Origin of the sequence: Kribbella monticola, assembly GCF_003261635.1 — a bacterium.
Lineage (GTDB): Bacteria > Actinomycetota > Actinomycetes > Propionibacteriales > Kribbellaceae > Kribbella > Kribbella monticola.
On record NZ_QFXK01000027.1, the window covers coordinates 298,801 to 323,830 of the forward strand.

The 25,030-nt window shown below is 68.0% G+C and carries 20 protein-coding genes; 17 read left to right on the forward strand and 3 right to left on the reverse strand.

Features of this window, described 5'->3' with window-relative positions:
• Window positions 1-66 precede the first annotated feature (66 nt).
• The 4 genes from DIZ26_RS12405 (at window position 67) to DIZ26_RS12420 (ending at window position 8,325) form a co-directional block, all read left to right on the forward strand.
• Window positions 67-5,553: an ATP-binding protein gene (locus DIZ26_RS12405; protein ID WP_112240571.1), complete on the forward strand. Its 5,487-nt coding sequence runs from the start codon at window positions 67-69 to the stop codon at window positions 5,551-5,553.
• 119 nt (window positions 5,554-5,672) lie between these two features.
• On the forward strand, window positions 5,673-6,614 hold the full coding sequence (locus DIZ26_RS12410) for an ABC transporter ATP-binding protein (protein WP_112240573.1): 942 nt from the start codon (window positions 5,673-5,675) through the stop codon (window positions 6,612-6,614).
• Window positions 6,611-7,405, forward strand: a complete 795-nt coding sequence (locus DIZ26_RS12415) for a hypothetical protein (protein WP_112240575.1) — start codon at window positions 6,611-6,613, stop codon at window positions 7,403-7,405. The genes DIZ26_RS12410 and DIZ26_RS12415 overlap by 4 nt, the downstream gene beginning before the upstream one ends.
• A gap of 23 nt (window positions 7,406-7,428) precedes the next feature.
• Window positions 7,429-8,325: an NAD-dependent protein deacetylase gene (locus tag DIZ26_RS12420; RefSeq protein ID WP_112240577.1), complete on the forward strand. Its 897-nt coding sequence runs from the start codon at window positions 7,429-7,431 to the stop codon at window positions 8,323-8,325.
• Window positions 8,326-8,394: 69 nt separating this feature from the next.
• Here DIZ26_RS12420 and DIZ26_RS12425 read toward each other — a convergent pair whose 3' ends face one another.
• Window positions 8,395-9,408 (reverse strand): SGNH/GDSL hydrolase family protein, encoded by a 1,014-nt coding sequence (locus DIZ26_RS12425; protein ID WP_112240579.1) that lies wholly within the window; start codon window positions 9,406-9,408, stop codon window positions 8,395-8,397.
• A gap of 131 nt (window positions 9,409-9,539) precedes the next feature.
• On the opposite strand from DIZ26_RS12425, the gene DIZ26_RS12430 reads away from it, so the two are divergent.
• The 10 genes from DIZ26_RS12430 to DIZ26_RS12475 all read left to right on the forward strand — a co-directional run bounded on the left by DIZ26_RS12430 (window position 9,540) and on the right by DIZ26_RS12475 (window position 21,518).
• A complete protein-coding gene (locus DIZ26_RS12430) occupies window positions 9,540-10,499 on the forward strand; it encodes a bifunctional riboflavin kinase/FAD synthetase (protein ID WP_112240581.1) in 960 nt (319 codons plus the stop codon).
• A 153-nt stretch (window positions 10,500-10,652) separates the two neighbouring features.
• Window positions 10,653-10,925 carry a 30S ribosomal protein S15 gene (gene rpsO / locus DIZ26_RS12435; protein ID WP_012920573.1) on the forward strand — a complete coding sequence of 91 codons (273 nt, stop codon included), beginning with the start codon at window positions 10,653-10,655 and terminating at the stop codon, window positions 10,923-10,925.
• 265 nt (window positions 10,926-11,190) lie between these two features.
• A complete protein-coding gene (locus tag DIZ26_RS12440; protein ID WP_112240583.1) occupies window positions 11,191-13,422 on the forward strand; it encodes a polyribonucleotide nucleotidyltransferase in 2,232 nt (743 codons plus the stop codon).
• On the forward strand, window positions 13,419-14,732 hold the full coding sequence (locus DIZ26_RS12445) for a M16 family metallopeptidase (protein ID WP_112240585.1): 1,314 nt from the start codon (window positions 13,419-13,421) through the stop codon (window positions 14,730-14,732). Before DIZ26_RS12440 ends, DIZ26_RS12445 begins: the two co-directional genes overlap by 4 nt.
• A 266-nt stretch (window positions 14,733-14,998) precedes the next feature.
• Complete coding sequence (locus DIZ26_RS12450; RefSeq protein ID WP_232828292.1) at window positions 14,999-16,609, forward strand: peptide ABC transporter substrate-binding protein; 1,611 nt, start codon at window positions 14,999-15,001, stop codon at window positions 16,607-16,609.
• Window positions 16,606-17,532, forward strand: a complete 927-nt coding sequence (locus tag DIZ26_RS12455; RefSeq protein WP_112240589.1) for an ABC transporter permease — start codon at window positions 16,606-16,608, stop codon at window positions 17,530-17,532. Before DIZ26_RS12450 ends, DIZ26_RS12455 begins: the two co-directional genes overlap by 4 nt.
• Window positions 17,525-18,418 (forward strand): ABC transporter permease, encoded by an 894-nt coding sequence (locus DIZ26_RS12460; protein WP_112240591.1) that lies wholly within the window; start codon window positions 17,525-17,527, stop codon window positions 18,416-18,418. Before DIZ26_RS12455 ends, DIZ26_RS12460 begins: the two co-directional genes overlap by 8 nt.
• Window positions 18,415-19,413: an ABC transporter ATP-binding protein gene (locus DIZ26_RS12465; RefSeq protein ID WP_112240593.1), complete on the forward strand. Its 999-nt coding sequence runs from the start codon at window positions 18,415-18,417 to the stop codon at window positions 19,411-19,413. Before DIZ26_RS12460 ends, DIZ26_RS12465 begins: the two co-directional genes overlap by 4 nt.
• A complete protein-coding gene (locus tag DIZ26_RS12470) occupies window positions 19,413-20,417 on the forward strand; it encodes an ABC transporter ATP-binding protein (protein WP_112240595.1) in 1,005 nt (334 codons plus the stop codon). The genes DIZ26_RS12465 and DIZ26_RS12470 overlap by 1 nt, the downstream gene beginning before the upstream one ends.
• Window positions 20,418-20,555: 138 nt before the next feature.
• Window positions 20,556-21,518 (forward strand): phosphotransferase family protein, encoded by a 963-nt coding sequence (locus tag DIZ26_RS12475; protein ID WP_157979689.1) that lies wholly within the window; start codon window positions 20,556-20,558, stop codon window positions 21,516-21,518.
• A 26-nt stretch (window positions 21,519-21,544) separates the two neighbouring features.
• Here DIZ26_RS12475 and DIZ26_RS12480 read toward each other — a convergent pair whose 3' ends face one another.
• Window positions 21,545-22,123, reverse strand: coding sequence for a TetR/AcrR family transcriptional regulator (locus DIZ26_RS12480; RefSeq protein ID WP_112240599.1), 579 nt, complete (start codon window positions 22,121-22,123; stop codon window positions 21,545-21,547).
• Between the two features lie 140 nt (window positions 22,124-22,263).
• Between DIZ26_RS12480 and DIZ26_RS12485 the strand changes: the two genes are divergently transcribed.
• Both DIZ26_RS12485 and DIZ26_RS12490 read left to right on the forward strand, forming a co-directional pair.
• Window positions 22,264-22,998, forward strand: a complete 735-nt coding sequence (locus tag DIZ26_RS12485; protein WP_112241131.1) for an SDR family NAD(P)-dependent oxidoreductase — start codon at window positions 22,264-22,266, stop codon at window positions 22,996-22,998.
• A gap of 31 nt (window positions 22,999-23,029) precedes the next feature.
• Window positions 23,030-23,653 carry an NADPH-dependent F420 reductase gene (locus DIZ26_RS12490; protein WP_112240601.1) on the forward strand — a complete coding sequence of 208 codons (624 nt, stop codon included), beginning with the start codon at window positions 23,030-23,032 and terminating at the stop codon, window positions 23,651-23,653.
• 12 nt (window positions 23,654-23,665) lie between these two features.
• Here the strand turns inward: DIZ26_RS12490 and DIZ26_RS12495 are convergent, their stop codons facing one another.
• Entirely contained in the window at window positions 23,666-24,094 is a 429-nt protein-coding gene (locus DIZ26_RS12495) for a nucleotidyltransferase domain-containing protein (protein ID WP_198676054.1), read from the reverse strand.
• Between the two features lie 188 nt (window positions 24,095-24,282).
• Here DIZ26_RS12495 and dapB point away from each other — a divergent pair, with 188 nt between their 5' ends.
• Window positions 24,283-25,029: a 4-hydroxy-tetrahydrodipicolinate reductase gene (gene dapB, locus DIZ26_RS12500; protein WP_198676055.1), complete on the forward strand. Its 747-nt coding sequence runs from the start codon at window positions 24,283-24,285 to the stop codon at window positions 25,027-25,029.
• Window position 25,030: the final 1 nt, after the last annotated feature.

The window sequence follows — 25,030 nt, forward strand, 5'->3', positions numbered from 1 at the left end:
GGTAGCCCCGGCTGCCTGGGAATGTGTGCCTTGACAGCTAACGCCTGATGACAGGAGTGCCGCCCGGTGTTCAACCGCATCGCCATCGTCAACCGGGGTGAAGCCGCGATGCGGCTGATCAACGCGGTCCGCGAGCTCAACGCCGAGACGGGGAGCACCGTCGAGACGGTGGCGTTGTACACCGAGGCCGAGCGCACGGCCACGTTCGTGCGCGAGGCCGACCTGAGCTACCCGCTCGGTCCGGCCTCGGAACGCCCGTACCTGGATCACGCGAAGCTCGAGCGGGCGCTGGTCGAGTCCGGCGCCGACGCCGCCTGGGTCGGCTGGGGCTTCGTGGCCGAAGACCCGGCGTTCGCGGACCTGTGCGCGCGGATCGGCGTGACGTTCATCGGCCCGAGCTCGGAGGCGATGCGCAAGCTCGGCGACAAGATCGGCTCGAAGCTGATCGCCGAGGAGGTCGGCGTACCGGTGGCCCCGTGGAGCCGCGGCGCTGTCGAGTCTCTCGACGCGGCGCTGGAATCGGCGCGGAGCATCGGCTACCCGGTGATGCTGAAGGCGACGGCCGGTGGTGGTGGCCGCGGTATCCGGGTGATCCATGACGACGACGATCTGCGCGACGCCTACCAGCGGACCAGCGACGAGGCGGCCCGCGCCTTCGGCAGCGGTGTGTTGTTCCTGGAGCGGCTCGTCACCGGCGCCCGGCACGTCGAGGTGCAGGTCATCGCGGACGGACAGGGTACGGCGTGGGCGCTCGGCGTCCGCGACTGTTCGGTGCAGCGGCGCAACCAGAAGGTGATCGAGGAGTCGGCCTCGCCGGTCCTCGCGCCCGACCAGGTCGCCGAGCTGAAGACGTCCGCCGAGCGGCTGGCCGTTGCCGTCGGCTACAGCGGTGCGGGCACGGTCGAGTTCCTGTACCACCCGGGCGACAAGTTGTTCGCCTTCCTCGAGGTCAACACCCGGCTGCAGGTCGAGCACCCGATCACCGAGGTGACGACCGAGTTCGACTTGGTCAAGGCGCAGCTGCACGTCGCCTCGGGCGGCCGCCTCGTCGGCACGCAGCCGGTCGAGCAGGGGCACGCGATCGAGGCACGGCTCAACGCCGAGGACCCGGATCGCGACTTCGCCCCCTCACCCGGCCGGATCGCGCGGCTGCGGCTGCCCACCGGTCCCGGCGTACGCGTGGACACCGGTGTCAGCGAGGGCGACTCGATCCCGGCCGACTTCGACTCGATGATCGCGAAGATCATCGCCTACGGCCGGACTCGCGACGAGGCGCTCGGGCGGCTGCGGCGTGCGGTCGGCGACACGGTCGTCGTACTGGAAGGCGGCGCGACCAACAAGAGCTTCGTGCTCGACCTGCTGGACCAGCCCGAGGTGATCGACGGCAGCGCCGATACCGGCTGGATCGACCGGGTCCGCGGTGAAGGGCGGCTGGTGTCGAGCCGGCACTCCGGCGTCGCGCTGATCGCCGCTGCGATCGAGGCGTACCAGGAGGCCGAGCGGGTCGAACGGCAGCGCCTGCTGGAGACAGCGCGCGGCGGCCGTCCCCAGGTGCAGCACGAAGTCGGCCGGGCGATCGCGCTGAAGCTGCGCGGCGCGTCGTACAAGGTGACTGTCGCGAGGATCGGGGCAAGCCGGTACCGCGTGGGCGTGGCGATCGGCGACGGCGTGCGATCTCTGGATGTCGAGCACGAGCGGCTGGACGAGTACGACGTACGCCTGGTCGTCGCCGGTCAGCGGTTCCGTCTGGTCACCGCCACGCACGGGCCGGTTCACCTGGTCGAGGTCGACGGTGTCACCCACCGGGTGAGCCGGGACGAGGGCGGCTTCCTGCGCGCGCCTTCGCCGGCCCTGGTCGTCGCGACTCCGGTCGCGGTCGGCGCCGAGGTGGAGGCCGGTGCGCCGGTGCTCGTGCTGGAGAGCATGAAGATGGAGACGGTGCTGCACGCGCCGTTCAAGGCGATCCTGCGGGAGCTTCCGGTGTCGACCGGCAGCCAGGTCGAGACCGGCGCGCCGCTGGTGCTGCTGGAGCCGATCGGTGACGCCGATGCCGTTGTCGAGACCAGCGAGAACGTCGATCTGGAGCTGCCCGAGCCGGCGGCGCAGGCGACCGCGGCCGAGCGAGCGGCCCGCGGACTGGACGATCTGAGCAGCATGTTGCTCGGGTTCGACATCGACCCGATCGACGAAGGCCGCACGCTGAGCGAGTACCTGTCGGCCCGGGCCGAGCTGGCCGAGCCGCCGGTGGCGGAGGAGATCGGCGTACTGCGACTCTTCGCCGACCTGGCCGAGCTGAGCCGCAACCGGCCGGCCAGCGAGGACCTGCGCACCGAGCTGCGGGTGCACAGCCCCAAGGAGCACTTCCACACGTACCTGCAGACTCTGGACACCGAGCGCGCTGGGCTTCCGGCGGAGTTCACCGAGCGGTTGGCGCGAGTCCTCGGCCACTACAGCGTCAGCGACCTGGACCGCACCGACGAGCTGACCGACGCGGTGTTCCGGATCTTCCTGGCCCAGCAGCGCACGTCTCCCGACGTACGGCTGGTGACGTCGCTGCTGGAGCAGTGGCTGGTCGAGGACAAGCCCGAGGCGCCACTGGACGCCGAGGCGTACGCCGTACTGGAGCACCTGGTGCTCGCTACGCAGCTGCGCTTCCCAGTGATCGGCGACCTGGCTCGCAGTGTGCGGTTCCGCTGGTTCGACCAGCCGCAGGTGGACCAGGCGCGCGCAGAGGTGCTGGCAGGCGTCGGTGACGAGCTGGCCGCGCTATCGCTGGACCCGGAGGCTCCTGGGCACGCCGAGCGGGTCGAAGCGCTCGCGACGATTCCCGAGCAGATCGTGCGCTTCCTGGCCGAGCGGCTCGAACGCGGCGTCAACGGCACCGAGCCGATGTTGGAGGTGCTGGTCCGCCGGCACTACCTCGAGTACGAGCTGCACGGTCTGCGCAACGTCACGATGAACGGCCGCGCCTTCACGACCGCGGACTACACCGTCGACGCGCGTCCGACGCATCTGGTCACGACGATCGGGACGGTCGACGAGCTGGCCGACCCCGGTAGCTCGCTGGTCCGCGACCTGTCCGCCGAGCTCGCTGCCCGCCCGGAGGGCCACGAGACGGTCGCCGACCTGTACCTGTCCTGGCCGCAGACCCCGGAGTCGCCGCAGGAGGCGTCCGATCGGTTGTGCGAGATCGTCGCCCCGCTGCTGTTCGAGCAGCAGGTACGCCGGGTCGCGATCGCCGTCGTACCGGGTGGCGGCCGCGAGGTCTGGTACTTCACCTACCGGCTGTCGACCCAGGGTGCTGTCGAGGACGACAACGTGCGCGGGGTCCACCCGATGGTCGGACGGCGCCTCAACCTGTGGCGGCTGCGCGACTTCCGGATCACCCGGCTCGACGCGCCGCAGGACGTGCTGCTGTACCACTGCGTTGCCCGTGACAACGAAGCCGACGAACGCCTGGTCGCGCTGGCCCAGGTCCGCCAGTTCGCTGCCGTGCGCGACGAGGACGGCAAGATCACCGCGCTGCCGCACGTCGAGCGCGCGATCGCGAACTGCCTCGAAGGCATCCGCCGGGCGAGGACCGCTCGCGGTGCCGCCGGGGCCAAGCTGGAGATGAACCACGTCTGGGTGACGATCTGGCCGGTCCTCGACGCCGAGGTCGCCGAGTTGACGGCCCTGAAGCGCAACATCGCGCCACTGACCTCCGGCGCCGGGATCGAAGAGGTCAGCGTCGCCGGCCGCGTGATGGGCACGAACGGCGTACCGTTCGCCGTCGTCGGCCGGTTCTACTACCAGCCCGGCGCGGGCGTTGTGACGGCCGTTGAGCGGCCCGCGACCGAGCCGCTCAAGCCGCTCGACGACTATGCACAGAAGGTGCTCCGGGCTCGTCGCCGCAACACCGTCTACCCCTACGAGGTGGCCGGGATGGTCGCCGGCGCGGGCGGCAGCTACGTCGAGTACGACCTGGACGACACCGGCACACTGGTCCCGGTCGACCGGCCCCGCGGCCTGAACAAGGCCGGCCTGATCGCAGGCGTCATCAGTACGCCGACCCGCCGGCATCCCGAGGGCATCACGCGGGTCGTGCTGAGCGGTGACCCGACCAAGGCACTCGGAGCGGTCGCCGAAGCGGAGTGCGGCCGGATCATCGCCGCCCTCGACCTGGCCGAGAAGCTGCAGATCCCGGTCGAGTGGTTCGCCGTGTCCGCCGGGGCGCGGATCTCGATGGACTCCGGCACCGAGAACATGGACTGGGTCGCGAAGGCGCTCAAGCGGATCGTCGAGTTCACCCAGGCCGGTGGCGAGATCAACGTCGTGGTCGCCGGCATCAACGTCGGTGCCCAGCCGTACTGGAACGCCGAAGCGACCATGCTGATGCACACCAAGGGCATCCTGGTGATGACGCCCGACTCGGCGATGGTGCTGACCGGCAAGGAGACGCTCGACTTCGCCGGCGGCGTCTCGGCCGAGGACAACTACGGCATCGGCGGCTACGACCGGGTGATGGGGCCGAACGGCGAAGCGCAGTACTGGGCACCCGACCTGGCCGGTGCACGCGACATCCTGATGGCGCACTACGACCACACGTACGTCGTACCGGGGGAGCCCGGGCCGCGAAGGGCACCGACCACCGACCCGCACGACCGCGACGTCACGACGTACCCGCACGATCCGGCCGACGGCGGCTTCACCACGATCGGCGGGATCTTCTCCGACACGACCAACCCGGATCGCAAGAAGGCGTTCGACATCCGCACGCTGATGCGCTCGGTGGCCGACCAGGACCACCCGATGCTGGAGCGCTGGGCCGGCATGGCCGACGCGGAGACCGCGGTCGTCGTCGACACCCGGCTGGGTGGTTTGCCGGTGTGCCTGCTCGGCATCGAGTCCAAGCCCGTACCGCGGCGTGGCCTCTCGCCGACGGACGGCCCGGATGTCTACACCGGCGGGACGCTGTTCCCGCGCTCGTCGAAGAAGGCGGCCCGCGCGATCAACGGTGCCAGCGGCAACCGTCCGCTGGTGGTGCTGGCGAACCTGTCCGGCTTCGACGGTTCACCGGACTCGATGCGCAACCTGCAACTCGAGTACGGCGCGGAGATCGGCCGGGCGATCGTCAACTTCGACGGCCCGATCGTCTTCTGCGTGGTCTCGCGGTACCACGGTGGCGCGTTCGTCGTCTTCTCCAAGGCGCTGAACCCGCGGATGACCGTGCTCGCGGTCGAGGGCTCGTTCGCCTCGGTCATCGGCGGCGCACCGGCGGCGGCCGTGGTGTTCTCCCGCGAGGTCGACACCCGTACGTCGGCCGACCCGCGCGTCGCTTCCGTCGCAGCCCGGCTCGCCGCGGCCGAGGGCGCGGAGCGGGCCACCTTGACCAACGAGTTGACCGAGCTCCGGTCGGCCGTGCGAGCCGAGAAGCTGGGCGAGGTCGCGGCCGAGTTCGACCGGGTGCACAACATCCACCGAGCCGTGGCCGTCGGCTCAGTGGACGCCGTCATCCGGCCCGAGGAGCTCCGCCCCCAGCTGATCGCAGCCCTGGAGGCCGGCCTTGCCTGAGGCCGGCCGGTTCGCGCACGACGGCAGCTGAGCGTCGCGGCTCAGCTGCCTTCCGATCTGCACAAGATCTTCGCAAATCGTCCGCAAAGCCTGCCCAGCAGGACTTCTACTGTCTGGTCATGATTCGGATACGCGGTCTGACCAAGCGGTACGGCGACGTGCTGGCCGTCGACGATCTGAGCTTCGACGTCGAGCCCGGGAAGGTGACCGGCTTCCTCGGGCCGAACGGAGCGGGGAAGTCGACGACGATGCGGATGATCCTCGGGCTCGACCGGCCCAGCTCAGGCGAGGTGCTGGTGAACGGGCAACCGTTCGCGGCGTACGCCGAACCCCTCCGCGAGGTCGGGGCGCTGCTGGATCCCGGCGCCGTGCACTCCGGCCGCACGGGGCGCAACCACCTCCGAGTGGCCGCCCGCACGAATGGCCTCCCGCTGCGCCGGGTCGAGGAGGTGATCGACCAGGTCGGCCTCGGCAGCGCGGCACGGCGCCGGATCAAGGGCTACTCGCTGGGTATGCGTCAACGTCTGGGGATCGCGGCGGCTCTCCTGGCCGACCCGCGGGTGTTGCTGTTCGACGAGCCGATCAACGGCCTGGACCTCGACGGCGTCCGCTGGATCCGCGACCTGTTGCGCCGGCTCGCGGACGACGGCCGCACGGTACTGGTGTCCAGTCACCTGATGAGCGAGATGGAGCAGACGGCCGATCGACTCGTGGTGATCGGACGCGGGCGGCTGATCGCCAACGCGACGACAGCGGAGATCCTCAACGGGCTGGGGCGCCGCCAGGTACGAGTGCGCAGCCCTCGACCGGTGGAGTTGCTCAAACATCTGCAGGAGGACGGTTTCGCGGTCGAGCAGCTCGACGGGCAGGAACTGCAGGTCGAGGACCGGACTGCTGAGGAAGTGGGCGAGCTCGCTCACCACTTCCACATTCCGCTTCACCACCTCTCCGATGTCCAGCAGTCCCTCGAGCAGGCCTTCCTCGAGCTGACCGGCGACAGCGTGGAGTACCACGGCCATCGGGCCGAGCCGGTCGACGCCGCAACGGAGGTAGCACTATGACGACCGATGCCATGCCTGTCCGGATCTCCAGCGGGCGCGTGTTCGCGCGGGCCTGTGCTGCGGAGTGGACCCGGCTCTGGACCGTCAAGGCCACCTGGTGGTTCCTGGCCGTGGCAGCCTCGATCATGGTCGGGCTCGGTGCGGTCGCCGGGTTGGACGCCGGCAGCGATCCGACTCCTTCACCGAACGCCTCGGCCTGGGCGGCAGCGCATTTCACGGTCCTGCCGGCGCAGTTCGCCTTTCTCGCCCTCGTCCTCAGCGCGGTGACCTCCGACTACGCCACCGGCGGGATCATCCCGACCCTGCAATGGACGCCTCGCCGGACGATCCTCTTCCTCGCGCGCACCGGGGTCGCGGTCGGGACGGCGACCGTCGCGGGCACAGTGCTGGCCCTCGGCTCTGCCGTGGCGGCCTTCGTCGCCGCCCGATCAGCCCTCAGCCTTCCCCTGGGCGAAGGCATCCACGGACTCGCGACCATTGCCTTCGTACTCGCGGCCGGGACCGCGCTCGCGGCCGGGCTCGGCTTCCTTCTGCGAAACACGGCGGGCGGGCTGGTCTCGGTCTTTCTGCTGATCCTTCTGCTTCCGCTGATCCTGCCGCAGTTCGGCTACGCCTGGCTGACGACCGTCGCCGATCTCCTCCCGGGGTCGCGCGCGGTGTTCCTCCTCAACGGAGAACCGACCGACCGGGGATTCACGAACACCTCGTCCGTGATCGTCATGCTGGCCTGGGCCATCGGTATGGCCGTGCTCGGCTGGCTGCGGCTGATCCGCGACGACGCCAACCACTGAGCGAGGCACAGTACGCTGGACGAGTGCGTTCCCGTCCCACACTGACCTGGTCACCTGGCCCCGACGTGCTCTCTCTGGAGCCCGGTACGACGGATGTCGCGCCGGTGGCAGACGTGGTCGGTGCCGGGGGAGTGGTGGTGCTCAGCGGCGCCGGAATCTCCACCGAGTCGGGCATCCCCGACTACCGCGGCGCGAGCGGGAGCCTGCGCACCCACACCCCCATGACGTACGCCGATTTCGTCGGCAGCGAAGCGGGTCGGCAGCGGTACTGGGCTCGCAGTCACCTCGGCTGGCGGACGATCGCGCGGGCGCACCCGAACGAAGGTCACCGGGCGGTCGCCGTACTGCAGGCGCGAGGATTCGTCGACGGAGTGATCACGCAGAACGTCGACGGTCTGCATGGGGCAGCCGGCGCCCGGGACGTCATCGAACTGCACGGGAATCTCGACCGGGTGATCTGCCTGGACTGCCGGACGACGAGCGCGCGCGAGGAACTGGACCGCCGCTTCCGGGAAGCCAACCCGGGGTTCGAGGGTGAGGCCACCCGGATCAACCCCGACGGCGATGTCGAACTCCCCGACGAGGTGGTCCGGACCTTCCGCCTGGTCGACTGCACGACCTGCGGATCGTCCCTGCTCAAGCCGGACGTCGTCTTCTTCGGCGAGAACGTCCCGAAGGCGCGCGCCGAACGCTGCTACCAACTGATCGACGACGCGCGCGCCGTCCTGGTCCTCGGTTCGTCCCTCACGGTGATGTCCGGCTTCCGGTTCGTCCGCCATGCCGCCAAGGCCGGCAAACCGGTCCTGATCATCAACCAGGGCCTCACCCGCGGCGATCCCTACGCCACCGTCCGGGTGAATCTCCCGTTGGGTGAAGCCCTGACCACGCTGACCGAGACCCTGGTCGGGCAAGCGTCCTGAACGAGCCGCCGGGCCGGTCCACGCGTGAAGTGGGGCCGGCCCGGCGTCCGCCGTACGGATTGGAAAGGGTCAGCGTTGCGCGCCGGTCCGTAGGCGGTTCATGGCGGCCTGGACGGCCGGGTCCTTCGCAGCCTTCGCGCTGAGCGCGCGGGCCTCCGCGGCCCACCTCGCCTGCTCGGCCGCGGTGACGGTCTCTTGAGCACCGGTCAGCTTCTTGACGGTCAGCGCTGCAACACCGGCCTGACCTTCGAAGCGCGGGTGGTAGTTCAGGGCGCGGAGCAGGTTGATGTCCTTGCCCTGGATCCAGGCCTGGCCTTCCGGGGCACAGGCGTCGTGACCGGTCGACGGCCCGAACGTGTCGACGTATGTCGCGCCGCCGGCCGACGCCGCGTTCTCGACGGCCTGGTTGAGTTTCTGCTCGATCGAGTACAGGTAGGCGTAGTCGCCGTCAGCGAACGGCAGGATCGCCGGGCAGGTGCCGTGCTCCGGGGCGATCTTCGGATAGCCGACCAGCACGATCTTCGCCTTCGGGGAGCGTTGCTTGATGCCGTCGACGACCGCGGTGATCCGGACCTGGGTCTGTGCGATCTTGCCGGCCAGCGTGTCCTTGCCGTCGACGGTGAAGTGCGCTTTGCAGGGTGCGCCGGCCGGATCGCTCGCGCGCAGCCCGGGGCAGGTGCTGGTGATGTCGCCGAAGACGCCGAAGTCGTTGCCGCCGATCCCGAAGGTGACCAGGTCGGTGTCGGCCGTCAGCGCGTTGAACTGCGGCGGGAAGGTGCCGAGCGGGGTGCTCTGCGGCTGCGTCATGTTGGTGGTGTCGGCGCCGCCGCAACTCACGTCGGTGAACGAGGTGATCTGAAGCTGCGCGGCGACCTGCTTCGGGTAGTTCGCGATCGACCGCAGGCAGCCGAGTGAGAGCAGCTCGGGCAGCGGCACCAGCGGCGCCGAGGTGTAGGAGTCACCCAGCGCGACGTACTTCTTGTACTGCGCGGCGGGGGCGAAGGCGGTCGCGGGAGCCGTGATCGACAGTGTCCCGAGGAGCGCCGCGGCCGTGCAGGCAGCGATCAGGCGGTGAATCTTCACAGGTCCTCCGAGGGTCGACCAGATGCCGCGGCCACCTTAGGTCGAGTCACCGAGCGATTACAAGGGGTGACCAAGTAGTAATCGGGGTCCCTGCCGACCGGAAGACCGGGCGGGCATGGAATCCTGCTGCCATGCGTGTCTGGCACGGTTTGGACGAGGTGGACGCCGACTTCGGCCCCTCGGTCGTCACCATCGGCAACTTCGACGGAGTGCACCGCGGTCACCAGGAGGTGCTGGCGCACGCCCGCTCCCGGGCCGAGGCGCTCGGCGGCCTTCCGGTCGTCGCGATGACCTTCGACCCGCACCCGATGGCGGTACTACGGCCCGGCCACGCGCCGGCGATGATCAGCGAGCCGGCCGAGCGGGCGCAGTTGCTCGGCGAGGCGGGGGCGGACGCCGTACTGATCCTGCCGTTCGACAAGGAGACGGCAGCGTGGTCGCCGCAGGAGTTCATCGACCGGGTCCTGGTCGGCACCCTGCACGCCCAGGCGGTCGTGGTGGGGGAGAACTTCCGCTTCGGCCACCGCGCGGCCGGTCACGTCGACACCCTGGTCGAGGCAGGTGCCGCCGCGGGCTTCGAGGTGGAGGGTCTTTCGCTCGCGGGCGACGCCCAGCGGTGGTCCTCGACGTACATCCGGAACCTGATCGCCGAAGGTGATGTCGAGGGTGCGGCCGAGGCGCTCGGGCGGCCGCTGCGGGTCACCGGAACCGTGATCGAGGGCGACAAGCGCGGTCGCGAACTCGGCTACCCGACGGCCAACATCCCTGCCCTGGCAGGCGCCGCGGTCCCGTTGGACGGCGTGTACGCCGGCTGGCTGACCGTGATCGAGCCCGCACCCGGCACCCCGCAGTACGGCGAACCGTTGCCCGCGGCCATCAGCGTCGGCAGCAACCCGACCTTCGACGGCGTCGACCGCCGGGTCGAGTCGTACGTCCTCGACCGCGACGACCTGGAGCTGTACGGCTCGCGGATCGCGGTGGACTTCGTCGCCCGCCTCCGCGGCACCCAGATCCGCTTCGACACCATCGACGACCTCCTGGTCCAAATGAAGCTCGATGTCGACAACGCCCGCCGCATCCTTACTCAGTGACCCCTAGCGCGTGTCGCTAGGGGTCACTCAAATTAGGGTGACGCGTCCACGGACTGGTACCGTGGACGCTGCCGTCTGAACGGCCGCGGATCGAGAGTGCCCGGGTGACCCAAGCCCCGGTGCGCCGCGCAACGGACATCGAGAGGATCGCACGTGTCGTCAGCCAATCCTGAGGCGAAGAAGAAGATCATCGGCGAGTACGCCCTGACCGAGGGCGACACCGGTTCCCCCGAGGTCCAGGTCGCGCTCCTGACCCACCGCATCGCGGACCTGACCGAGCACCTGAAGGAGCACAAGCACGACCACCACAGCCGTCGTGGTCTGCTCCTGCTGGTCGGCCAGCGCCGCCGCCTGCTGAACTACCTGGCGAAGAAGGACATCAACCGCTACCGGTCCCTGATCGAGCGGCTCGGTCTTCGCCGATGACGTCGTGAGAAGCGGCCACCGCACTCTGGGGTGGCCGCTTCTCGCGTATCCACGCCTGGCGTGGGACAACTGAATAATCAACGACAACGAGACGACGCGATTTGCGTACCGGGCCGACGACCGGTCCTCGGTAGTGGCCTTCGGGACAGCACAGCTGCACCCGCGGGCCTCGATCGAAGACCGGCACACCCCCGGAGAGTTCGCGCCTCACAGTCGTCTCAAGTGACGAGAGGGGTATCCCGTGTCGGGAACCACAAACGCGCCCATGGAGGGCGCAGAGTTCGCTGAAGCAGTCATCGACAACGGCAGCTTCGGCACCCGTACCATCCGCTTCGAGACGGGCCGTTTGGCCCAGCAGGCCGCCGGCTCCGCCGCCGCCTACCTCGACGGCGACACGATGGTGCTGTCGGCCACCACGGCCAGCAAGAAGCCCAAGGACCAGTTCGACTTCTTCCCGTTGACGGTGGACGTCGAGGAGCGGATGTACGCCGCCGGCCGGATCCCGGGTTCGTTCTTCCGCCGGGAGGGCCGCCCTTCCGAGGAGGCCATCCTGACCTGCCGGCTGATCGACCGCCCGCTGCGGCCGTCGTTCGTGTCCGGCCTGCGCAACGAGATCCAGGTCGTCATCACGGTCCTGGCCCTCAACCCGGACAAGCTGTACGACGTGCTGGCGATCAACGCCGCGTCGATGTCCACCCAGATCGCGGGCCTGCCGTTCTCCGGCCCGATCGGCGCCACCCGCGTCGCCCTGATCGACCAGCAGTGGGTTGCGTTCCCGACCCACACCGAGCTCGAGGACGCCGTCTTCGACATGGTGGTCGCCGGCCGGGTCACCGACACCGGTGACGTCGCGATCATGATGGTCGAGGCCGAGTCCACCCCGGGCACCTTCGACGCCGTTGCCGCCGGCAAGCAGGCGCCGACCGAGGAGATCGTGGCCCAGGGCCTCGAGGCTTCCAAGGCGTTCATCAAGACGCTGGTCGAGGCGCAGTCCGAGCTGGCCGCGAAGGCTTCCAAGCCGACCGGTGAGTTCCCGCTGTTCCCGGACTACCAGGACGACGCGTTCGCCGCTGTCGAGGCCGCTGCCACCGAGGAGCTGTCGCAGGCCCTCACCATCGCCGGCAAGCACGACCGCGAAGAGGCCACCGACGCCGTCAAGGCCGCCGTCATCGACAAGCTGGCCGCCGACTTCGAGGGTCGTGAGAAGGAGCTGTCCGCAGCCTTCCGCTCGCTGACCAAGAAGCTGGTCCGCAAGCGCGTCCTGACCGACAAGGTCCGCATCGACGGTCGCGGCCTGGCCGACATCCGGCCGCTCAAGGCACAGGTCAAGGTGCTCCCGCGGGTGCACGGTTCCGCGTTGTTCGAGCGCGGCGAGACCCAGATCATGGGTGTCACCACGCTGAACATGCTCCGGATGGAGCAGCAGCTGGACACGCTGTCGCCGGAGACGCGCAAGCGCTACATGCACAACTACAACTTCCCGCCGTACTCGACCGGTGAGACCGGCCGGGTCGGTTCGCCGAAGCGCCGCGAGATCGGTCACGGCGCGCTGGCCGAGCGGGCCCTGGTGCCCGTGCTGCCGTCGCGGGAGGACTTCCCGTACGCACTGCGTCAGGTGTCCGAGGCGCTCGGCTCCAACGGCTCCACGTCGATGGGTTCGGTCTGCGCTTCGACGCTGTCGCTGCTGTCGGCCGGTGTGCCGCTGAAGGCGCCGGTGGCCGGGATCGCGATGGGCCTCATCTCCGGTGAGGTCGACGGCGAGACGCAGTACGTCGCGCTGACCGACATCCTCGGCGCGGAGGACGCGTTCGGCGACATGGACTTCAAGGTCGCCGGTACGAAGGACTTCGTGACCGCCCTGCAGCTGGACACCAAGCTGGACGGCATCCCGGCGCACGTGCTGGCCGGCGCGCTGACCCAGGCCAAGGAAGCCCGTCTGACCATCCTGGACGTGATGGCCAAGGCCATCGACGCCCCGGGTGAGATGAGCGAGTTCGCGCCGCGGGTCATCTCGGTGAAGGTCCCGGTCGACAAGATCGGCGAGGTCATCGGCCCCAAGGGCAAGATGATCAACCAGATCACCGACGAGACCGGTGCCGACATCTCCATCGAGGACGACGGCACGGTGTACATCGGTGCGACGGACGGCCCCTCGGCCGACGCGGCGCGCGCGATGATCAACGCGATCGCCAACCCGACCATGCCGGAGAAGGGCGAGCGCTACCTGGGCACGGTCGTGAAGACGACCAACTTCGGTGCGTTCATCTCCCTGCTCCCGGGCAAGGACGGTCTGCTGCACATCTCGAAGCTGCGCGGCCTGGCCGGTGGCAAGCGGGTGGAGGCCGTCGAGGACATCCTGTCCGTCGGCCAGAAGCTCCAGGTCGAGATCGCCGAGATCGACGACCGCGGCAAGCTGTCGCTGATCCCGGTGCTGGAAGAGGACGCGGCCAAGGCCGACGCCAAGGGTGACGACGCAGAGGTCGCTCCCGCCGAGTGACACGTGCCATCACCAGCACGCTGCTGAGCTCGGAGGCAGGCGGTCCGGTCAAACGGACCGTCCTGCCCTCCGGGCTCCGCGTGCTATCCCAGTCCGTACCGGGCTTCCGCTCGGTCACCTTCGGCCTGTGGGTCGGCGTCGGTTCGCGGGACGAGCCGATCCAGCTGTCCGGTGCGACGCACTTCCTCGAACACCTGCTGTTCAAGGGCACCGAGCGCCGCGACGCGCTCGAGATCTCTGCCGAGATCGACGCGGTCGGCGGCGAGATGAACGCGTTCACCGGCAAGGAGTACACCTGCTACTACGCGCGGGTGCTCGACTCCGATCTGCCGCTCGCGGTCGACGTCATCTGCGACATGATCACCTCGGCGACGCTGACCGCCGACGACGTCGAGAGTGAGCGCGACGTCATCGACGAAGAGATCGCGATGCACGCCGACGAGACGTCGGACCACATCCACGACCTGTTCGCCGAGCAGCTCTGGGGCCCGTCACCGCTCGGCCGCTCGATCACCGGTACGCCGGAGTCGGTGGCAGCGCTGACCCGTCGCCAGGTGGCGGGCTGGTACCGCCGCCGCTACCGCCCGGAGAACATCGTCGTCTCCGTCGCCGGCAACGTGGAGCACTCCGACGTCGTCAAACTGGTCCGCAAGGCGTTCGAGCGGCACTGGGCGACCGGCGATGCCGAGCCGACGCCGGTACGACGGGGGTCGGCGCGCCGCGTTCCGACGTACGGGGGTGTGCAGGTGCACCACCGTGACGTGGAGCAGGCGCATCTCGTGCTGGGGATGCCCGGTCTCGTGCGGAATGACGAGCGGCGGTTCGTCGCCGGAGTACTGCACGGGATCGTCGGCGGCGGGATGTCGTCGCGGTTGTTCCAGGAAGTCCGGGAAAAGCGCGGATTGGCGTACTCGGTCTTCACCTTCGGTTCGGCGTACGCGGACACCGGCATGGTCGGTGTGTACGCGGGCTGCCTGCCGAAGAAGGCTCCGGAGGTGCTCGACGTGATCCGGGCCGAGCTGGCCACGATCGCCAAGGGCGGCATCACGGCCGACGAACTGCTCCGCGGCAAGGGCCAGATGCGCGGCTCGGTCGTGATGGGCCTGGAGGACACCGGCGCCAAGATGACCCGGATCGCCAAGGCCGAACTCGTGTACGGCGAACTGCCGACCGTCGACGAGATCCTGCGCCGCATCGATGCGGTCACGCTCGACGACGTCTGCGCCCTGGCCGCAGACCTGTACGCCGGGGACCCGGCCCTGACGGTGATGGGCCCCTTCGACGAGGACACCACCGCCTTCACTCTGTAGTCGCCTGCTGACCAGGACGGACCGTTCGCACTCCGTGTGCGGACGGTCCGTCTTTTTGCATCTCCCGCCTTTGACATCTGATGACTTGGGATGAAGTCGGCGTTGTCGCGACCGAACACCCCGTTGTGGGTTCAGGTGCTCTGAGGTCTCGGAACGATAACGCGCCCGTGGTTTGTCCCTGACAACGTTGACATGGTTCCCGGGAACCAGCCAACATGGCGGCTATTCCGCCTACCGGCCCTCCCGCCGAGGAAGTTGGTTCGACCGTGCGACGTGCGACTGGTGTTCTGGGGGTGGCGCTCGGGCTCGCCCTGGTGCTCACCTCTTGTGGAGACGGCAAGGGCTCCGGCGGCGGCGCCGGTGGCGGTGCCAAGAGCGAGGTCATCGCGATCGCGGCGGACCCGCTGGACTACATCAACCCGCTGAACGAGAACGGCAGCCCGGGCATCCAGGTCGCCCAGGCGGTGTTCGCGCCGCTGGTGGCCACCGACCCGAACACCGGCAAGACGGTGAACGTGATGGCCGACTCCGTGACGCCGGACAAGACCAGCCAGACCTGGACGATCAAGCTGAAGCCAGGCAACACCTTCCAGAACGGCCAGGCGCTCACGGCCAAGGACTACGTCGACAGCTGGAACCTGACCGCGCAGGGCTCGACCGCATGGAAGAACAACGGCTTCTTCTCCAAGGTCGAGGGCTACGACGCGATGAACCCGCCGACGCCGGACGGCGCTACTCCGAAGCCGACCTCGGTGAAGACGCTGAGCGGCCTGAAGCAGCTCGACGACCTGACCTTCTCGGTGAAGCTCAAGGTGCCGTTCTCCCAGTTCGGGCTGACCCTGCAGTACCTCGGCCTGGCCCCGCTGCCGGAGGAGGTCCGGAAGAACCCGGACGCCTACAAGCGCAAGCCGATCGGCAACGGCGCGTTCAAGCTGGACGGCGCCTGGAACCCCGGTGACGACATCAAGCTGGTCAAGTGGGACGGCTACAAGGGCCCGAACGCGCCCGAGGCGGACGCCATCACGTTCCGGTTCATCCCGAACGCGGACACGGCGTACAACGAGTTCCTGGCCGGCAACGTGGACTTCGTGGACGTGCCACCGACCAAGATCAAGACCTTCAAGACCGATGCTCCCGACGGCTGGGTGACCGCGACGAGCTCCGGCGCCAACTACCTGACGATGCCGGCCTGGGACCCGCGGTACAAGAACCCCAAGCTGCGGCACGCGTTCTCGATGGCGATCGACCGGAAGGCGTTCGCGGACCTGGTCGGCCTGGCCACGCCGTCCAACGGGCTGGTCTCGCCGGACATGGACGGGTACCGGCCGGACGCCTGCAAGTACTGCAACTTCGACCCGACCGCCGCGAAGCAACTGCTGGCCGAGGCGGGTGGCTTCTCCGGCGCGGTGAACATCAACTACAACACCACCTCGGCGACCGGCCAGATCTTCGCCGAGGCGATCGGCAACATGCTCCGGCAGAACCTCGGGCTGACCGTCAAGTACACCGGTAAGCAGGGTTCGGAGATCACCCAGCTGGCCGACACCCGCAAGCTCGACGGCCTGCGGTTCAGCGGCTGGGGCCACGACTACCCGTCGATCGAGGACTACCTGACCCCGATGTTCAAGTCCAACGGTGACGCGAACTTCTCCGGCTACAACAGCCCCGAGCTGGACAAGGTGCTGGCCCAGGGCGACGCCGAACCGAACCCGGAGAAGGCGATCAAGCTCTACCAGCACGCCGAGGACATCGCGCTCGAGGACATGCCGCTGATTCCGCTGTACGCCAAGCAGAACGCGTACCTGCACTCGGCGAAGATCATGCCGCGGGTCTCGAAGTACACCGGCGTCCAGGCGCTCTACTCCACGTTCAAGTGACCCGGTTCGTCCTCCGCCGGATCCTGGCGGCCATCCCGATCGGCCTGATCGTCACGCTGGGGGTCTTCGCGCTCGTGTTCGCGATGCCCGGAGACCCCTTGCGCGAACTGGCCGGTGACAAGCCGATCCCGGCAGCGGTACTCGCGGCCAAGCGGGCGCAGTTCCACCTCGACGATCCCTTCATCGTGCAGTACCTGCTGTCGATGAAGGACATGTTCACCGGCCATTTCGGTACGACGTTCGCCGGTGCCGACATCGCCTCCCAACTCCGGTTGCGGATCCCCGTGACGCTGAAGCTGGCGACGCTGAGCCTTGCGCTGCAGTGGATCGCGGGACTGTTGTTCGGCCTGTACGCCGGGTTCCGGCGCAACGGGGTCGTCGACCGGATGCTGTTGCTGTCGACCCTCGTGGTGCTCGCCGTCCCAGGGCTGGTCCTGTACTTCGCGGGCCAGTTCCTGTTCGGCGTACAGCTCAAGTGGCTGCCGGTTTCGGGGATTACCGAGGGCTATCCGCTGGCGTACTTGTTGCCTGCGACATGTATCGCGATCACCGGCTTCGCCGGGATGGCGCGGTTGACTCGGACCTCGATCGTGGACACGGCGAACGCCGACTTCGTCAAGACGGCCCGGGCCAAAGGGCTGGGGGAGCAGCGCATCCTCTGGCGACACGTGCTGCCGAACGCGTTGCTGCCGGTGGTCACGTTGATGGGCATCGACTTCGCCGGCATCTTCGCCGGCGCGGTCCTTGCCGAGAGCATCTTCAACCTGCCGGGGCTGGGACAGTTCCTGTTCCAGTCGATCAGGTTCCACGAGGGCGGGGTGGTGGTGCTGTTGTCGACCCTCGCGTTCGTGATGTTCATCGCGATCAACCTCGTCGTCGACATCGTCTACGGCTTCATCGATCCGAGGGTGCGCAATGTCTGAGGCACAACAGGTCTTCGAGTCGGAGACGCAGGACCTCGAAGGCCGGACGCTGTCCAATCGCGAACTGCTGCGGGCGCTGCTGAAGAAGCCACAGTTCGTGATCTGTGTCCTGCTGGTGGTGGCCGTCTTCCTGATGGCCGCTTTCCCGCGGCTGTTCACCTCGGTCGATCCGCGTTTCTGTGAGCTGGGGAAGAGCCAACGCGGTCGCGAGCCCGGGCACCCGTTCGGTTTCGACATCCAGGGCTGCGACTACTTCGCGAACGTGATCTACGGTGCCCGGCCGTCCGTGCTGGTCAGTCTGGTGGCCGGGTTCGGCGGGTTCGCGGTGGCCGGCATCCTCGGTCTGCTCGCCGGCTACTTCCCGGGCGCGGTCGACACGATCATCTCGCGGGTCGCCGACGTACTGTTCGCGCTGCCGGGCCTGATCGCGCTGATCGTGATCCTGAACTCGGTGCCGAACCGGAGCATCTGGATCATCGTCGGCATCATCCTGGTCACCGGCTGGCCGCAGGGCATGCGGGTGATGCGGTCGACCGTCTTCTCGGTGCGGAACCGCGAGTACGTGCTGGCGGCGCGCTCCATCGGCGTACCGCCGCTGCGGATCCTGCGCAAACACGTGTTCCCGAACGCGATGGCTCCGCTGCTGGCGATGACGACGCTGGGGATCGGTGGGCTGATCGGGCTGGAGGCCGTGCTCACCTTCCTCGGGGTCGGGCTGCAACCGCCGTCGATCTCCTGGGGATCGCAGTTCGGCGTCGCGGCGTCGTACCGCGACAGCCCGCACCTGTTCATCTGGCCCGCGATCTTCATCTCGACCACCACGATCTCGTTCATGATCATCGGCGACTCGATCCGGGACGCCCTCGACCCGAAGTTGATCCGATGACGACTGGCGAAGTACTCCTCGAGGTTGACGATCTGACCGTCGAGTTCGACACCCCGCACGGCCGGGTGCGGGCCGTGGACGGCGTGTCCTGGCAGGTGCGCGCGGGGGAGACGCTGGCGATCCTGGGCGAGTCCGGCTCCGGCAAGAGCGTCTCGACGCAGGCGCTGACCGGCATCCTGGAGATGCCGCCGGGACGGATCGTGTCCGGCACCGCGCAGTACCGAGGCCAGGACCTGATCGCGATGACGACCCGCGAGCGGCGCAAGATCGTCGGCGATCGGATCACGATGGTCTTCCAGGACTCGCTGTCCGCGCTGAACCCGGTGCAGTCCGTCGGCAAGCAGATCGCCGAGTGCTACCGGGTGCATCGCGGTCTGTCGAAGGGCGACGCGATGAAGCGGGCCGCCGAGATGCTCGACCAGGTGCGGATCCCGGCCGCGGCGAAGCGGGTGAACGACTACCCGCACGAGTTCTCCGGCGGGATGCGGCAGCGGGTGATGCTGGCGATGGCGCTCGCGCTCGACCCCGACGTACTGATCGCGGACGAGCCGACGACGGCACTGGACGTGACCGTGCAGGCGCAGATCCTCGAACTGATCGCCGACCTGCAGGCCGAGCGCGACATGGGCGTCGTGCTGATCACCCACGACCTGGGTGTGGTCGCCGACGTCGCCGACAACGTCGTGGTGATGTATGCCGGTCACGTGGTCGAGCGGGCCGCTACCTCGGCGGCGTTGGAGCACCCCGTTCATCCTTATACAGAAGGGCTTCTGCTCTCGATGCCCTCGGCGGAGCTGAAGGGGCAGGAGCTGCCGACCATCCCCGGTACGCCGCCGTCGCTGCGCGCGATCCCGTCCGGCTGCGCGTTCCGGACCCGCTGCCCGATCGCAGTACCGGAGTGCGCCCTGGAGGTGCCGCCGTTGCTGACGGTGGCGCCGGGGCGGGACGCGGCCTGCATCCGGCGTACCTCGATCTCCGCGAAGGAGGCAGTCTGATGTCGTCAGAGTTGCTGGTGGCAACTGATTTGGTGAAGCACTACGACATCAGCCCGGCCTTCTCGTTCGGGCAGAAGACTCTGGTCCGCGCCGTCGACGGTGTCGATCTCGTACTGCGTAAGGGCGAGTCGCTCGGCATCGTCGGTGAGTCCGGCTGCGGGAAGTCCACGCTGGTCCGGCTGCTCGCCGCTCTGGAGAAGCCGACGTCGGGCTCGCTGTTCTACGACGGCGTCGATGTGAGCAAGCTGCGGGCGAAGGAATTGCGCAAGTGGCGGCGGAACGTCCAGGTGGTTTTCCAGGATCCCTATTCGAGTCTGAACCCGCGGCTGCGCGTCGGCGAGATCGTCGCCGAGCCGCTGGAGGTCCATCCTGATGTCTCGAAGGGGATGGACATCCGGAATCGGGTGCGTGAGTTGCTCGAACTGGTCGGGTTGCGTCCTGAGGACGAGACGAAGTTCCCGCATCAGTTCTCCGGCGGTCAGCGCCAGCGGATCGGCATCGCGCGAGCGATCGCACTGAACCCGGACGTGCTGCTGTGCGACGAGCCGGTGTCGGCGCTCGACCTGTCGGTCCAGGCGCAGGTGGTGAACCTGCTGATGCGCCTCCAGCGCGAACTCGGCCTCAGCATCATCTTCGTCGCCCACGACCTCTCGGTGGTCCGGCACGTCTCGGACCGCGTAGCCGTGATGTACCTGGGCCGCGTCGCCGAACTCGGTGAGCACCACCAGGTGTACGACGTACCGGCCCACCCGTATACCCAGGCGCTCCTCTCCGCCGAGCCCGGCCTCGCCCGCAAGGGCCGCCAACGCATCATCCTCGCCGGCGACCCACCCTCACCCGTCCACCCACCCACTGGCTGCCGCTTCCACACCCGCTGCCTCCAAGCCGAACCCCGCTGCTCCACCGACATCCCCGAACTCCGCACCATCCCCACCGGCCAACAGGTCTCCTGCCACTTCGCCGAACAATCCCAATCCACCTACACAGCAACCCTCACCAACTGATCCCACGCCAGGCCCGTCGCCCGCTCCTCCGCCCCGCGCACGTCGAGGGGCATAGGCTTTCGGTCCGGAGGCGTGTGGTTGATTGGAGACGACAGGTGTGCGAACTCTTGTGGGGAACGTGTCTGTCGGTGGCTCGGCGTGGATGACGAAGCGGCTGTTGCTGCTGTTCTTGTTGCTACGCAGCTCAAGCGATTCAGGGAGGTCTGTGAGGTAGACGGGCCGATCGAGCCGCGGTTCGATGGTGCGACGAAGCATGTGCTGCTCGCGGATGATCGCGCATTTCTGTTTCCTCGCAATCACACGATTGTCGGGCAGCTCGAGCGCGAGTGTGAGGTTTACGCGACGGTTGACCACCCGCTCGTGCCGAAACTCCTCGGGCGGTGGGACGACCCGGCGATCTCGCCGTACCCGTTCTTCGCCGTGACATTGATCCGAGGCTCCACGCGCGGCGACATTTCGCCCGAGCAACTGCAAACGCTGGCAGAGCAGCTCGGCGTAGTACTAGCGGCCTGCCACGACATCAGTCTCGAGCGCGTCCCTCGGCGCCTCTGGGCCAACGCCTGGTCCGAACCGCCGACTACGCCCCCAACCGCAACCGACTGCTACTCGCCCCTCCGCGAGCTGGGCGGCGCTGACCACCTCGCCGAATTGGTCGCACCTGTTGTCGGCCCGGCGGCGCGTACGACGTTGCTCGAAGCCCTTAAAGCTGTCGACGCGATGGACCCGGTCCTTGCCCACGGCGACCTCTACGAGGAGCACCTGCTGCTCGACGACTCCGGCGCGCTGGCCGGGATTCTCGACTGGGGATTCGGTGGCGTACTGTCTCCGCTGGTCGACTTCACCTGCAGCCAGTGGGCCAGCGCAAGTTGGGCCGCCGAACGTTCGTACGGCGACCTCCGCCGGCACCTCTGGACGGCGTACGCCGAACATCGCTCGGCGCCACTCCCGAGCTGGGACCAAGTCCACCTCGCCCTCACCACGTTCGACATCGCCGCGCTGGCACCCGAGTCGAAGACCCACTATTACTGGCAGAAAAGCCCCGAATGGCAAGCCGACCGCCGAGCTGCGGCCTACAACTGCCTGAAGGCATTGCTTCAGTAGGAGCCGCTGCAGCGATCCTTCAGGCCCTACGACGAAGCGGGAATGGCGTTGTCGATGAGCACCTTGGCGATGGCTGCGGCCGTTGGGAAGGACTCGCTGTTGAGGACTCGCGTGCGGGCCGAGGCGCCGTCGATGAGCAGTGCCAGTTGTTCGCCGAGCTGTTCGGGGTTGGTGGCGCCGGCTTCGCGCGCGGTTTCGGTAAGCCGGGCAGCGATCGCGGTCTTGTAATCGCGTGCGTACTGCGATGCGGGGTGCTCCGGATCGTGCAGTTCCACAGCCGCTCCGATGTAGGGGCACAGCGGCATGGACGCCGGAATGTCGAAGGCGGCGAGTAGTCGTTCGCGCGGAGTGAGGTCGGTGCGGTCGAACACCCCGGGCATGATCTCAGGATCGAAGCGGCGCAGGTACTCGGCGACCAGTTCGTCCTTGCTGGGGAAGTGCTGGTACGCCGTCCGCTTGGACACCTGGGCGACCGCGCAGAGCTGGTCCATGCCGGTGCGGTTGATGCCCTGATCGCGGAACAGTTGCTGTGACGCGCTGAGGATGCGCTCGCGTGCCCCCCTGCCCTTGCGCCGGCCCAGCGGGCCCTTCTCCAACTCCGTCATATCGCCAGCATAGCGCGCGCGGTACTGATCGGTGTACTTAGCTTGCACTCCGGGCGAAGGCCGGATACGTTAAGTACACAGTTTGGTTTATATAAGCACCGAGCTGGTCCGGATACCCCCTCAAAATCAACGGAGTGATCGTGGGAAAGCTCGATGGCAAGGTCGCGGTGATCACCGGCGGATCCACCGGCATGGCACTGGCCGGCGCCCAACTGTTCGTCGAGGAAGGAGCGCATGTCTTCATCCAGGCCAGGCGGCAGGATGCACTGGACGACGCCGTGAAGCTGATCGGCCGCAACGTCACCGGCGTTCAGGGTGACGCGGCCGACCTGAACGACCTGGACCGCCTGTACGACACCGTCAAACGCGAGAAGGGCTCGATCGACGTCCTGTGGGCCAGCGCCGGAATGGGCGAACCCGGCGTACTAGGCGAGATCACCGAGGAACAGTTCGAACGCGCCTTCTCGCTCAATGTCCGCGGCACCCTGTTCACCGTGCAGAAGGCCCTGCCGCTGATCAACGACAACGGCTCGATCCTCATGACCGGGTCCAACGCCTCCCTCGGCGCCTTCCCTGGCTGGAGTCTCTACGCGGGAAGCAAGGCCGTCCAGCAAGCGTGGGCTCGCGTCTGGCTCAACGAACTGCGCGACCGGAAGATCCGGGTCAACGTCCTGACTCCTGGCCAGGTCGCCACCGCCAAACAGGAAGAACTGTTCGACGAGGCGACCAGGACGGCCTTCGAGTCGCTGATTCCCCGCGGACAGATGGGCCGCCCCGAAGAAATCGCCACCATCGCGCTGTTCCTCGCCTCCGACGATTCCAGCTACGTCAACGGCCTGGAACTGGTCGCCGACGGCGGTACCACGGCCATCTGACCCATCCCCTCGACAAGAAGAGAGCACACGCATGAGCAGCATCACCCTCATCGGTACGGGGAACATGGCCCGCACCATCGGCACGCTCGCAGTGGCAGGCGGCAACACCGTCGAGGTCATGGGACGCGATCAATCCAAGGCCGACAACCTGGCCAAGCTCCTGGGCGGCGACGCGACTGCCGGCAAGTGGGGCGCGATCCCGACCGGGGACATCGTCATCACGGCGATCTTGTACGACGGTGTCGTTCCAGCCATCGCGGAGTACGGAAACGCACTTGCGGACAAGGTCATCGTCGACATCAGCAACCCCTTCAACGCCACATTCGACGGACTGGCCCACAGCGAGGAAACCTCGATCGCCCAGGAAGCCGCCAAGATCGCCCCACCCGGCGCCACCGTGGTGAAGGCCTTCAACACCATCTTCCGCAACGTCCTGGAAAACGGCCGCCCCCACGTCTTCATGGCCGGCGACAACGCGCAATCCAAAGCGGCTGTGGCCACCTTCATCAGAACCCTAGGCCTACGCCCCCTGGACGCCGGCCCCCTCAAGATGGCCCACTGGCTAGAAGGAATGGGCCTCCTCACCGTCTCCCTGGCCGCCAACGGACTAGCCCACTGGGACTTCGCCCTAGGCGTAGACGGATTCACCGCCTGAGCTGGCCGGAAGTCACAGTTGGCCGAGGGCGTGGCTGAACAGATTTTCCGGGTCGTACAGGACACGGCAACCGTCGCGTAGTACCTTCGCCGTTCCTGCGTCCAGTGGAGTCGAAAGCCATTCCCCAGTGACGATTCCCAGCTCCACGACCAGCCCGCTACTGAGGCGAGCCCTCCGCTCCGTGAGAGGTCCCCACTCCTGACAGCGAATCAGTCGAGGTCGGCGGTCGACGACATCTGCCCAGTCCATGCCGGTGATGTGCCGTTCCTTGTCCACGGTGACGAGGACCAGGTCCACGTCGCTAGCCATCCGCGGCCGACCGTAGGCGAACGAGCCAACCAAGGCGAGCCCTCGTACGTCGGCCTGGGAGCGGGCCCAAGCCGTGATGCCGTCGATCGCCGCGTCCGCCCGACGGCGCCTGCCTTTCAACCGCGCACTCATGTGGCCAGCGTCGCAGACCTTGTCGCGAGCCGACCGCGTTCTCGCCGCAGCGACGTGTTTCTGTCTGCCGTTTCTGCGTGGGTGGGAGCTCGGCTGCGGGTGGGCGACGCGGGGGCGGGCGTGGTGCCGGCGTGGGGGAGCCTGTGCGGGAGTGAGAAACTTGGGCGGACAGCTGAGGAAGGGTGTGGATGGTCAAGGTTGGGGTGTTGGGGGCCAAGGGGAAGATGGGGTCCCAGGTTTGCCTGACGGTTGAGCGGACCGACGGGCTCGAACTGGTGGCTGCGCTCGACCAGGGTGATGAGCTCGAGCAGTTGGCGATCGCCGGTGCTCAGGTGGTGGTCGACTTCACCCGCCCCGAGGTCGTGATGGACAACCTGAAGTGGTGCATCGAGCACGGCATCCATGCGGTGGTCGGAACGACCGGGTTCGACGCCGAGCGGCTCGACACCTTGCGCACGCAGCTCGCGGCGAGCCCCGACACCGGCGTACTGGTTGCCGCCAACTTCTCGATCGGCGCCGTCCTGATGATGCAGTTCGCCGCGAAGGCCGCGAAGTACTACGAGTCGGTCGAGATCATCGAACTGCACCACCCGAACAAGGTGGACGCCCCATCCGGTACTGCGCGGCGTACGGCGGAACTGATCGCCGCTGCCCGGCAGGAGGCAAACGCAAAGCCGATCCCTGATGCGACCACGACCGCTCTCGACGGCGCGCGAGGCGCGGAGGTCGAAGGCATCCGGGTGCACGGGATCCGGTTGCGTGGGCTGATCGCGCACCAGGAGGTGTTGTTCGGGGATGTCGGCGAGACGCTGACGATCCGGCACGACTCGATGGATCGGGAGTCGTTCATGGCCGGCGTCGTGGTCGGGATCCGGCGCGTCGTCGACACCCCGGGCCTGACCGTCGGTCTCGAGAACTTCCTCGATCTGGACTGAT

Coding starts and splice junctions, on each gene's coding strand:
- DIZ26_RS12465 (WP_112240593.1), top strand. CDS start 18,415: ATGACGACTGGCGAAGTACTCCTCGAGGTTGACGATCTGACCGTCGAG.
- DIZ26_RS12410 (WP_112240573.1), top strand. CDS start 5,673: ATGATTCGGATACGCGGTCTGACCAAGCGGTACGGCGACGTGCTGGCC.
- DIZ26_RS12470 (WP_112240595.1), top strand. CDS start 19,413: ATGTCGTCAGAGTTGCTGGTGGCAACTGATTTGGTGAAGCACTACGAC.
- DIZ26_RS12415 (WP_112240575.1), top strand. CDS start 6,611: ATGACGACCGATGCCATGCCTGTCCGGATCTCCAGCGGGCGCGTGTTC.
- DIZ26_RS12480 (WP_112240599.1), bottom strand. CDS start 22,123: ATGACGGAGTTGGAGAAGGGCCCGCTGGGCCGGCGCAAGGGCAGGGGG.
- dapB (WP_198676055.1), top strand. CDS start 24,283: ATGGTCAAGGTTGGGGTGTTGGGGGCCAAGGGGAAGATGGGGTCCCAG.
- DIZ26_RS12430 (WP_112240581.1), top strand. CDS start 9,540: ATGCGTGTCTGGCACGGTTTGGACGAGGTGGACGCCGACTTCGGCCCC.
- DIZ26_RS12440 (WP_112240583.1), top strand. CDS start 11,191: ATGGAGGGCGCAGAGTTCGCTGAAGCAGTCATCGACAACGGCAGCTTC.
- DIZ26_RS12495 (WP_198676054.1), bottom strand. CDS start 24,094: ATGAGTGCGCGGTTGAAAGGCAGGCGCCGTCGGGCGGACGCGGCGATC.
- DIZ26_RS12490 (WP_112240601.1), top strand. CDS start 23,030: ATGAGCAGCATCACCCTCATCGGTACGGGGAACATGGCCCGCACCATC.
- DIZ26_RS12460 (WP_112240591.1), top strand. CDS start 17,525: ATGTCTGAGGCACAACAGGTCTTCGAGTCGGAGACGCAGGACCTCGAA.